The following is a 10,103-nucleotide window of genomic DNA, read 5'->3' on the forward strand; positions in this document are numbered from 1 at the left end:
TTTGCTTACTTATCTTTATTCAAACCACTCGTCCAAATATTGGTGAACATCATAACCATTCCCCCAACAAAAATCACAATTGCTAGTCCACCAAAAATTACATTTTCCCAATCTATCGTTTCCATAAAGCTCCGATTTAGATCTACACCGATTTACCGTAGCACAAATACTTAGCATCTGTGATCGCTTTCCCGCAGCTACACAGCCAGACTCAGCAGAGGCGAATGTTCTCAAGTTCCAGCACTTCTAGCCAACTCCCGCCCCGAACTATCGATTTGAAGTTTGTAACGTATCTTAATTTGACATCCTCCCCACCCTGCTGACGCTGAGGGTAGGGATTCCCATCATCACTGACAGGGTTTCCTGGTTCGTCGAGCAACCTTGCTTGTCTGAGTTTCCACCTTCAAGTAGCGGGTCATCTCATCCCCAGGCGTTACTTTCCGAGTGCCCCTCGGTAGTTGAGCATTACCTTGTAATGCCTTCATCAAAATGTTGATGGCAGCGTTTGTGTCACGGTCATCTAAATAACCGCATTGCGGACATTTATGTGTGCGCGTGGACAAGGATTTCTTGACCTCGGAACCACAGTTAGAGCAATTTTGAGAAGTGTAATGAGGTGCAACAGCAATCACTGGCACGTCAAACACTTTTCCGAAATACTCCAACCACTGCCTAAACAATGTCCAACTAGCATCAGATATTGACTTGGCTAGATGGTGGTTCTTAACCATATTCCGCACTTTTAGATCTTCAATGGCTACCAAGTCTGCCGACAGGATTTGCGCCCTTGCAGTCTTTACCGCAAAGTCTTTACGCCGCCTTGATATCTTGAGATGCGTTTTACCTAACTGTTTAATGGCTTTGAGGCGATTTTTTGACCCTTTAGTTCTACGAGAAACACGTTTTTGTGCGCGTTTTAAAGACTTCTCGGCTTTCCTCAAGAACCTTGGGTTTTCTATTTTGTTGCCATCGGAGTCAGTGTAGAAATGGTTTAAACCGACATCTATTCCTACCATCCGATTTGTGGGTTTATGTTGTTCATTTCGCTCTTGGTCGATGGAAAACTGAACGTAATATCCATCGGCTCGACGCACGACACGAACGCGCTTAATCTGCTTTTTTTGATAAAAATGCAAATCGCGAGTTCCCCACATTCTAAAAGTTCCAGCCTTAAAGCCATCCCTAAATGTAATGGTTAATCGGTCATCCGATAACACCCATCCATCAACTTTGTACTCGACTGAGCCATGAGTTTGATGTTTCTTAAATTTAGGGAAACCTTTCTTTCCCGAAACCTTTTTCTTGCAATTATCAAAGAATCTGGCAATGGCACTCCATGCCCTTTCTGCACTAGCTTGACAGGCTTGCGCTGAAAGTTTTTTGCACCATTCAAATTGTTCTCTGAGTATTTTGCAATACTTGTTCAAATCATACCTGTTGACCCTTTTGTTATCCATCCAGTACCGAAGGCAACTATTACGAACAAAAAGGGCGGTACGAATCATTTCGTCCAAGATGGCGTACTGCTCAGATGTTCCTCGTAATTTGGCTTCAAATACTAACATGGATGTTTCAACGCTATGTCGGATATCTTAAACATAGGATACAAGGATTGTAAAAAAGCGAGTACATTGAGTACCCGTTTTTTACTGAGGGGAGTCCATGTACCCCCACCCTACTTCACTTCGTTCCGTTGAGCATGGGGTTCTATTGCTCCCCCAAACCCCCACGCTTGGATAGAAGAAGGTAGACTTGACAAAACAGGCAGGAAATGAGTATGTCCGAACAAAAAAAAGCCAATTGGGATGCTGGACGGTTTTTAAAAACCTTGGGTTACTTTGGGGTGGTTCCCTTTATAGGTAGTATAAGCTGGATTCAGCAACTATTCGGTAACAATAAAAACAAACCCCAGGCGAAACCCGAAGTCATCTTAGTTGCAGGTGCGACAGGAGGCGTCGGGAAACGAGTGGTTAAGCGGTTACAGCAACAAGGCGTGAAAGTGCGTGCGTTAGTTAGAGATGCCAAAAGAGCGAAAAAAATCCTCGGAAATACAGTAGAAATTATCGAAGCTGATTTGACTATTCCTGAGACGTTAACCCCTGAAGTAATGAAAGATGTAACGGCAATTATTTGCTGTACCGGAACCAAAGTTCAACCCGTCGAAGGGGATACTCCAACCCGAGAAAAATACTACCAAGGTATTAAATTTTATCTGCCGGAAGTGGTAGATGTTCCCGAAAAGGTAGAATATGAAGGCATGAAGAATTTAATCAATGCTGCGTTTCCCACTCTCAAAAATAGTGGTGAAAAACTCCTGTTTGATTTTAGCAAACCAACGGAAGATTTAAAAGAAACTTGGGGGGCTTTAGATGATATTGTGATGGGAGGCGTGAGTGAAAGTTCGATTCGATTGATTGGCGATGCGGCTTTATTTACGGGGAATGTTTCAACTGCCAATTCGGGTGGGTTTGCTTCGGTGAGAACCCGCAATTTTGAACCCGCAATGAATTTATCGGGTTATCAAGGAATTGAATTGCGAGTCAAAGGAGATGGAAAGCGCTATAAATTCATTCTGCGGAATGATTCTAAATGGGATAGTATTGCTTACTGTTATTCGTTTGATACTGTTTACAATATTACCACAACTCTTCGCATTCCGTTTAATCAATTAATTCCGGTATTTCGGGCAAAAACCCTTAAAGACGGCTCACCCTTTGACCCCAGTACGGTTTATTCTATTCAACTGATGTTGAGTAAGTTTGAATACGATAAACAACTCAATCCTAAATTTTCACCGGGAATTTTTCAATTACAAATTGAGTCGATTAAAGCCTATGGGGGGGAAAAATTCCCTCGGTTTGTTCAGATTAGTTCAGCCGGAGTGACTCGCCCGGGTAAACCGGGATTAAACCTAGAAGAAGAACCGCCTGCCGTCCGTTTAAATGAACAATTGGGGGGGATTTTAACCTGGAAATTGAAAGGAGAAGATGTGATTCGTTCCAGTGGAATTCCTTACACGATTATTCGACCTTGTGCATTAACAGAAGAACCAGGAGGGAAAGCGTTAACATTCGCTCAAGGTGATACAATCAAAGGTCAAGTGAGTCGAGAAGATATCGCTGAACTGTGTATTCAAGCGTTGAATTTCCCGCAAGCTTGTAATGTTACTTTTGAGGTTAAATCCCAACAAAATGGTTACAAAATAGGAGACTGGACAGGTTTATTTTCGAGTATTAAACCTGATTCTAAAAATTAAATCTTGTAGGGGCGGGTTCATTACAGTTATCAGTTTTCAGTTTTCAGTGACCAGTGTTTACAGTTATCAGTTTTCAGTTATCATTTTACCTGACAACAACCTTGACACCTATTGACTGTTAACTGTTAACTGTTAACTGGTTACTGCACGGTACTTGTTCACTGTAAAAACCCGCCCCCTCCCCCACAAGAATTAATGGTTAGTTGGGGCGGGTTTATTAAAGTTGTTTGTTGGAGACATAGATTTTTGCAGAACCTGCCTCTACAATATAAAATATAAAATGAATAATGTTCTTTCAAAAAAGATTAATGAAACTAAAAATTAACCCAAAATTTACCCCTTATTTGTTTTTACTTCCCGCCCTATTAATTTTGGGGTTAACGGTATTTTGGCCAGCGTTGCAAGCGTTTTATCTGAGTTTCTTTAGTTATGATTTATTGCAACCGCCGCAATGGATAGGGTTAAGAAACTTTCAACGGTTGTGGAGTGATGAAGTATTTTGGAAGACGCTACAAAACACCGTAATTTATAGTGTTTTTGTCGTTCCCATTTTAGCAATTTTTCCATTGGGTTTAGCGATTTTAGTGAATCAAAAACTGCGGGGAATTCATTGGTTTAGAACCGCTTATTATGTTCCGGTTGTTATTTCAATGGTTGTAGCAGGACTCGCTTGGAAATGGTTATATTCAGAAACGGGTTTACTCAATCAACTCCTGCAATACAGCTTATCTTTTGTTCTCCCGGATTCAAAATTACCGACCATTCCTTGGTTAACCAGTCCTGATTTAGCCTTATTTAGCGTCATGGCGGTAACAATTTGGAAAGGGTTAGGTTATTATATGGTTATTTATTTAGCGGGCTTACAATCTATTCCCGCCGAATTATATGAAGCGGCGAGTTTAGAGGGGTCTGACGGTTGGCGAAAACATTGGGATATTACACTTCCCTTGATGCGTCCTTATATTGTTTTAGTGGCGGTTATTTCTGCGATTTCAGCTACGAAAGTTTTTGAAGAAGTTTATATTATGACCCAAGGAGGGCCGCGTAATAGTTCAAAAACAATTGTCTATTATCTCTATGAACAAGCGTTTCAAAATTTAGAGATTGGTTATGCTTGTACTATTGGATTGATTTTGTTTTTAATTGTTCTCGGATTGTCAGTTTTACGATTAGCCCTTACTCAATTGACCTCTAGTGATACTCCAACTTTATAACCATTTCCATGAATTGCCATTAACAACAATGTTAGATTTTATGACGCTGTTGTTGCTGATTTTTTGCGGTTTTTCTAGCAGTCTTTTTTCGTTTTATTTATGGGCAAGTTCACCGAGTTATCCCCAAGCTAAATATGCGGAAATATTAACTTCTAATTTTCCACCTCAACGGCATATAAAAGAGACTTATACAGTTATTACTTATAATATTGGTTATCTTTCGGGTTTAACGAATAATCAAGCGGTACAACGTAAAAAAGCGTTATTTGATGAAAATCTAGAGATCGCAATTGCAGCTTTAAAACCCTGGAATGCTGATTTTATTGCGTTGCAAGAAATTGATTTTGCTTCTAAACGTTCCTATGATGTTAATCAAGTTCAAGCGTTAGCAAATGCGTTACAATTTACGATGCAAGCAATAGCAATTAATTGGGATAAGAATTATGTTCCTTTTCCCCTTTTTCCCTTTTCTACACATTTTGGTAAGATGCTATCAGGACAGGCGGTTTTGAGTCGATATCCCATTGAACTTAATGAACGAATTGTGTTAGAACGAGTTGCCAATAAGCCTTTTTATGAAAATGCGTTTTATTTGGATAGACTCGCCCTGGTTTGCCGAATTAAAATAGCCAACCAAATACTTATTTTAATTAACGTTCATTTAGAAGCCTTTGATCAAAAAACTCGTCTCAAACAATCTCAATTTATCTTAGAACTCTTTCTCAGTTTTTCCCAAAAATATCCGGTTTTATTAATTGGTGATTTCAACAGCGAACCCCCTTCAGAAAAAAATTTAGAACCCACTATTAATCTATTTCTCAATACACCCGGAATTGAGTCTGCTTTTCCCCCAGAAACGTTAAATAATCCCAAAAATGCGACTTATCCCTCTGATCAACCCCGTCAAACTATTGATTATATTTTCTACAATTCAAATCGAATTCAAGCAATAGAATGGCAAGTCATAACAGGTATTCTAGCTTCCGATCATTTACCTGTGATGATGAAATTTAGGATAATATCTTAAAATAAAAACCCGGTTTCTTTCAGGTTAGAGGGGCGGGTTTATATAGGTTAAAACTGGGAAATATAAATGGGTTCGGAACCCGCCCCTACAGGTTTCCGCGTTTTTTAAGGGCGGGTTTATATAGGTTGAAACTGTGAAATATAAATGGGTTCGGAACCCGCCCCTACAGGTTTCCGCGTTTTTTAAGGGCGGGTTTATATAGGTTGAAACTGGGAAATATAAATTTTTGACTGAACCCGCCCCTACTGGTTTCCGGGTTTTTTGGTGCAAGTAGAATGCTAAAATTGTAAAAACTCTAAAAAATTTAAAATGATGTCAGCAGAAAACTTAGTCCATTCCCAATCTTCTCAACCCATTCTATTCTACGCTAACCCTTATTGTCCCTACGCCCAACGCAGTTGGATAACTTTACGACAGCTAAATATTCCTTTTTCCTACGAACATATTGAACTGGGAAAAGATAACAAAACCGACTGGTTTCTCGCCCTGAACCCCAATGGTGCTGTTCCCGTTATCAAACAGAATGATATCATTATTTATGAATCTTTGGTGATTAATGAATATCTTTCTGAAGTGTTTGGAAATCCTGAAAACAAGCTGTTACCTGAAAATCCGGTATTAAAAGCAAAAGCCCGAATTTTAATTAGCCGTTGTGATGCCAAATTTGTCAAACTTGCTTATACCTATCTGTCGCACAAACCCACAGACAGCCAAGAAAGCACCGCCAAAGATGAAGAATTACGCAACACTTTAGAAGCTGAATTACGCTTTCTGGATGATATCTTGGCGGAGTCGCAGGGAAGGTATTTTTTAGGTGAAATTCTCAGTTTAGTTGATATTGCTTTTATTCCCTTTTTTGAACGAATGTTGGTGGCACTGGAAACTTGGAAAGGCTTCAATATCAAAAGTTTGAATTTCAACGCTCTCAACCGTTGGTTAGATGCTATGTCAAGCCTCGATAGCTATCAGGGAACCCAAATGGAACCCGAGAAAATTAAAGAAGTTTATTCCCGCTTTTTAGGCTCAGATTATTTTAAAAAAGTGGGTATTGCTAATTGAATCTTAAAGGGGCGAACACTTGGGTTTTCTTAAGTATCTTTTAAGGTTTTAGGCTTCTTTTCGCTGTTGAACTTCTGAATTCAGTTTCAACGGATGAAAAGCATCCTCTTGGGAGAGTAAACGCTGTCCAACTTGTTTGAGAATGGCGATCGCAGGTTGCAGTTCCCGCCCTTTTTCTGTAATAGAATATTCGACGTGAGGCGGAATCTCAGCATAAACCTTGCGTCTAATTATACCATGTTTTTCTAAGGTTCGCAAACGCAATGTTAGGGTTTTTGAGCTAATCCCCGGTAACGCCTCAGCGAGTTCATGGGTACGGCGATCGCCATTTAAAAGTTCTCGCAAAATACCAATCGACCACTTCGTGCCAATCAGTTCTATTGTATACTCAATCGGACAGTTTTGATCAACTCGTTGTTTGGTTTGAGTTGCATGACTATTGCTGCAATATTTGTTAATGTTCATTTGCAAAAATTAGTAACTTTTATTAAACCTATCAATTCCCCGGATTTACCTTTTTTAATAATAGCCTAGACTGCCGCATTGACGCTATTTCTTTACGTTTGGTAACTAAGGGTCAATTATGTATCTATATTGTAAATGGTATCAAACGTAATACTCTATGAGTAGAGGAGAATAAAAGATCAAAACCAAATACAAGAGAGTTAAATCGAGTGAGGTTTGCTAGGGATCAAAAAATTCTCTAGGTTTCTCAAGTATCTAGATGATTGAGAATGTCATTGGATCAAGTCTACATTCTCAACCCAAAACCACTCAAAATCAAAACATAAATTCAACTTACACCAGACTATTTCTAAAGTTTGGAGGGCTTTAATATGGTTGCGACAACAGCATTTACTCAATCTACCGAAACCACCAAAGAAAAAGCATTTGTTTTGTGGTTTGAAGAAGTTGGAATTTCTGACATTCCCTTCGTGGGCGGGAAAAACGCATCATTGGGAGAAATGATTCAACAACTCAGCCCCAAAGGTGTGAAGGTTCCCACAGGTTTCGCCACAACAGCTTATGCTTATCGTTACTTTGTAGAATCTGCTGGACTGGAAATAAAACTCCGGGAATTATTCGCAGATTTAGACGTAGAAGATGTTAATAACTTACGCAAACGAGGTAAAAAAGCCCGCTCATTAATTCTCGATACTCCCTTCCCTCCTGAACTCGAAGAAGCGATTGTTAAAGCCTATCGAAAACTCTGTGAACGTTACACCTTATCAACCGAAGTAGGCGACCTATTTAACCCGGAAAATCAAGCCGAATATAAACGTTATATTGCTGATGTCGATGTGGCGGTTCGTTCCAGTGCAACCGCAGAAGATTTACCCGACGCCAGCTTTGCAGGTCAACAAGAAACCTACCTAAACGTTTATGGTGAAGACGCAGTTTTAGAATCTTGTCATAAATGTTTTGCGTCAATTTTTACTGACCGGGCTATCTCTTATCGTACTATCAAAAACTTCGATCATTTTACCGTTGCGTTGTCCGTTGGGGTTCAGAAAATGGTGCGTTCTGACCTGGCAACTTCTGGGGTCATGTTCTCCATTGATACCGAAACAGGCTTCAAAAATGCCGCGTTAGTTACTGCTGCTTATGGCTTAGGTGAAAACGTCGTGCAAGGCGCTGTTAACCCCGATGAATATTTCGTCTTTAAACCCACTTTAAAACAAGGATTCCGCCCAATTCTGGAAAAACGTCTCGGCACCAAAGAGATGAAAATGGTGTACGATATTGGCGGTTCAAAACTGACTAAAAACGTCTCTGTTCCAATTTCTGAACGGGAAAAATACTGCTTAAGTGATGACGAAATTCTCCATCTAGCAGACTGGGCTTGTACGATTGAAAACCACTATTCGCAAGTGCGGGGAAGTTATACCCCGATGGATATTGAATGGGCAAAAGACGGTTTAACAGGGGAATTATTCATCGTTCAAGCCCGCCCAGAAACCGTACAATCGCAAAAATCTGGTAGCGTTTTAAGGAGTTATAAACTCAAAGGAACAGGCGATGTTCTAACTCTCGGTCGGGCTGTTGGGGAAATGATTGGTCAAGGAAAAGCACGGGTAATTTTAGATGTTCATCGCATCGATGAATTCCAAGCCGGAGAAGTTTTAGTCACCAATAAAACCGACCCCGACTGGGAACCGATTATGAAAAGAGCGAGTGCAATTGTGACCAACTCAGGAGGAAGAACTTGTCACGCGGCGATTATTGCACGAGAAATGGGAATTCCTGCAATTGTTGGCTGTGGCGATGCAACACAAGTGGTAAAAACAGGTGAAAATATTACCGTTTGTTGTGCAGAAGGTGAAGAAGGTCGCGTTTATCAAGGATTAGTTCCGTTTGAAGTTGAAGAAACAGTTCTTGATAATTTACCGACCACTAAAACCAAAATTTTAATGAATGTGGGCAACCCGGAAGAAGCCTTTGGGTTAGCCTCTATTCCTTGCGATGGTGTGGGTTTAGCCCGGTTAGAATTTATTATCGCCAACCATATTAAAGCCCACCCGTTAGCGTTGATTCATTACGATGAATTGGAGGATGAATTAACCAAACGAGAAATTGCTGAACTGACGAAGATTTACGACCATAAACCCGATTTCTTTGTGGATAAATTAGCGCATGGTATTGGGATGATTGCGGCTGCATTTTATCCCAATCCAGTGATTGTGCGGATGTCGGACTTCAAGAGTAATGAATACGCTAATTTGTTGGGGGGTCGTCAGTTTGAACCGAAGGAAGAAAACCCGATGATTGGTTGGCGGGGTGCCTCTCGGTATTATGACCCGAAATATCGTGAAGCTTATGCACTGGAATGTAAAGCTTTGAAGCGAGTTCGAGATGAAATGGGATTAACAAACGTTGTACCGATGATTCCCTTCTGTCGGACTCCCGATGAGGGTCGCAAAGTGTTAGCTGAAATGGAGAAAAACGGCTTAAAACGCGGTGAAAATGGCTTACAAGTTTATGTGATGTGTGAGTTACCTAGTAACGTTATTTTTGCCGATGAATTTGCTCAAGTGTTTGATGGGTTCTCGATTGGTTCTAATGATTTAACCCAATTAACATTAGGATTAGACCGAGATTCGGCCTTAGTTGCTCATATTTTTGATGAACGCAATGAAGCGGTGCGTCGGATGGTAACAATTGCCATTAAAGCGGCGAAAAAATATGACCGCAAGATTGGCATTTGTGGTCAAGCGCCGAGTGATTATCCTGAATTTGCTCGGTTCTTGGTTGAGTTAGGAATTGATTCTATCAGTTTGAACCCGGACTCTGTAATTAAGACGATTCTCGATATCGGAAAAATGGAAGAATCGGGAACTCTTTTAGACGATATTATGGAGGTTTCTAAAGCGAGATAGATGTTGAAAAACCCGGTAACTTCTAGGAAGCCGGGTTGATAGGTGTTGAAAAACCCGGTAACTTCTAGGAAGCCGGGTTGATAGGTGTTGAAAAACCCGGTAACTTCTAGGAAGCCGGGTTGATAGGTGTTGAAAAACCCGGTAACTTCTAGGAAGCCGGGTTGATAGGT

Annotated in this window: 7 protein-coding genes; 5 read left to right on the forward strand and 2 right to left on the reverse strand. The window is 40.5% G+C overall.

Annotated features, from left to right (window positions below; all coding sequences use genetic code 11):
* Positions 1 to 347: 347 nt before the first annotated feature.
* A complete protein-coding gene (locus tag VB836_RS22130; protein ID WP_323222592.1) occupies positions 348 to 1,565 on the reverse strand; it encodes an RNA-guided endonuclease InsQ/TnpB family protein in 1,218 nt (405 codons plus the stop codon).
* Between the two features lie 212 nt (positions 1,566 to 1,777).
* On the opposite strand from VB836_RS22130, the gene VB836_RS22135 reads away from it, so the two are divergent.
* From VB836_RS22135 to VB836_RS22150, 4 genes are all read left to right on the forward strand, one after another.
* Positions 1,778 to 3,256: a CIA30 family protein gene (locus VB836_RS22135; RefSeq protein WP_323222594.1), complete on the forward strand. Its 1,479-nt coding sequence runs from the start codon at positions 1,778 to 1,780 to the stop codon at positions 3,254 to 3,256.
* Positions 3,257 to 3,564: 308 nt separating this feature from the next.
* A complete protein-coding gene (locus tag VB836_RS22140; RefSeq protein WP_323222597.1) occupies positions 3,565 to 4,470 on the forward strand; it encodes a carbohydrate ABC transporter permease in 906 nt (301 codons plus the stop codon).
* Positions 4,471 to 4,498: 28 nt separating this feature from the next.
* Positions 4,499 to 5,497 carry an endonuclease/exonuclease/phosphatase family protein gene (locus VB836_RS22145; protein ID WP_323222599.1) on the forward strand — a complete coding sequence of 333 codons (999 nt, stop codon included), beginning with the start codon at positions 4,499 to 4,501 and terminating at the stop codon, positions 5,495 to 5,497.
* A gap of 309 nt (positions 5,498 to 5,806) precedes the next feature.
* On the forward strand, positions 5,807 to 6,556 hold the full coding sequence (locus VB836_RS22150) for a glutathione S-transferase family protein (RefSeq protein ID WP_323222601.1): 750 nt from the start codon (positions 5,807 to 5,809) through the stop codon (positions 6,554 to 6,556).
* A gap of 48 nt (positions 6,557 to 6,604) precedes the next feature.
* Here VB836_RS22150 and VB836_RS22155 read toward each other — a convergent pair whose 3' ends face one another.
* The gene (locus VB836_RS22155; RefSeq protein WP_323222603.1) at positions 6,605 to 7,021 is read right to left on the reverse strand and encodes a winged helix-turn-helix transcriptional regulator; all 417 of its coding nucleotides are present in this window, start codon (positions 7,019 to 7,021) and stop codon (positions 6,605 to 6,607) included.
* Positions 7,022 to 7,392: 371 nt separating this feature from the next.
* Between VB836_RS22155 and ppsA the strand changes: the two genes are divergently transcribed.
* Positions 7,393 to 9,933, forward strand: a complete 2,541-nt coding sequence (ppsA, locus tag VB836_RS22160) for a phosphoenolpyruvate synthase (RefSeq protein ID WP_323222605.1) — start codon at positions 7,393 to 7,395, stop codon at positions 9,931 to 9,933.
* The last annotated feature ends 170 nt before the right edge of the window (positions 9,934 to 10,103 follow it).

It is taken from the genome of Limnoraphis robusta BA-68 BA1, assembly GCF_034932365.1.
Taxonomy (GTDB): Bacteria; Cyanobacteriota; Cyanobacteriia; order Cyanobacteriales; family Microcoleaceae; genus Capilliphycus; species Capilliphycus robustus.

Bases quoted from the DNA above. Each gene is read 5' to 3' on its own strand.
- ppsA (WP_323222605.1), top strand. From the start codon at position 7,393: ATGGTTGCGACAACAGCATTTACTCAATCTACCGAAACCACCAAAGAA.
- VB836_RS22145 (WP_323222599.1), top strand. From the start codon at position 4,499: ATGTTAGATTTTATGACGCTGTTGTTGCTGATTTTTTGCGGTTTTTCT.
- VB836_RS22150 (WP_323222601.1), top strand. From the start codon at position 5,807: ATGATGTCAGCAGAAAACTTAGTCCATTCCCAATCTTCTCAACCCATT.
- VB836_RS22140 (WP_323222597.1), top strand. From the start codon at position 3,565: ATGAAACTAAAAATTAACCCAAAATTTACCCCTTATTTGTTTTTACTT.
- VB836_RS22135 (WP_323222594.1), top strand. From the start codon at position 1,778: ATGTCCGAACAAAAAAAAGCCAATTGGGATGCTGGACGGTTTTTAAAA.
- VB836_RS22155 (WP_323222603.1), bottom strand. From the start codon at position 7,021: ATGAACATTAACAAATATTGCAGCAATAGTCATGCAACTCAAACCAAA.
- VB836_RS22130 (WP_323222592.1), bottom strand. From the start codon at position 1,565: ATGTTAGTATTTGAAGCCAAATTACGAGGAACATCTGAGCAGTACGCC.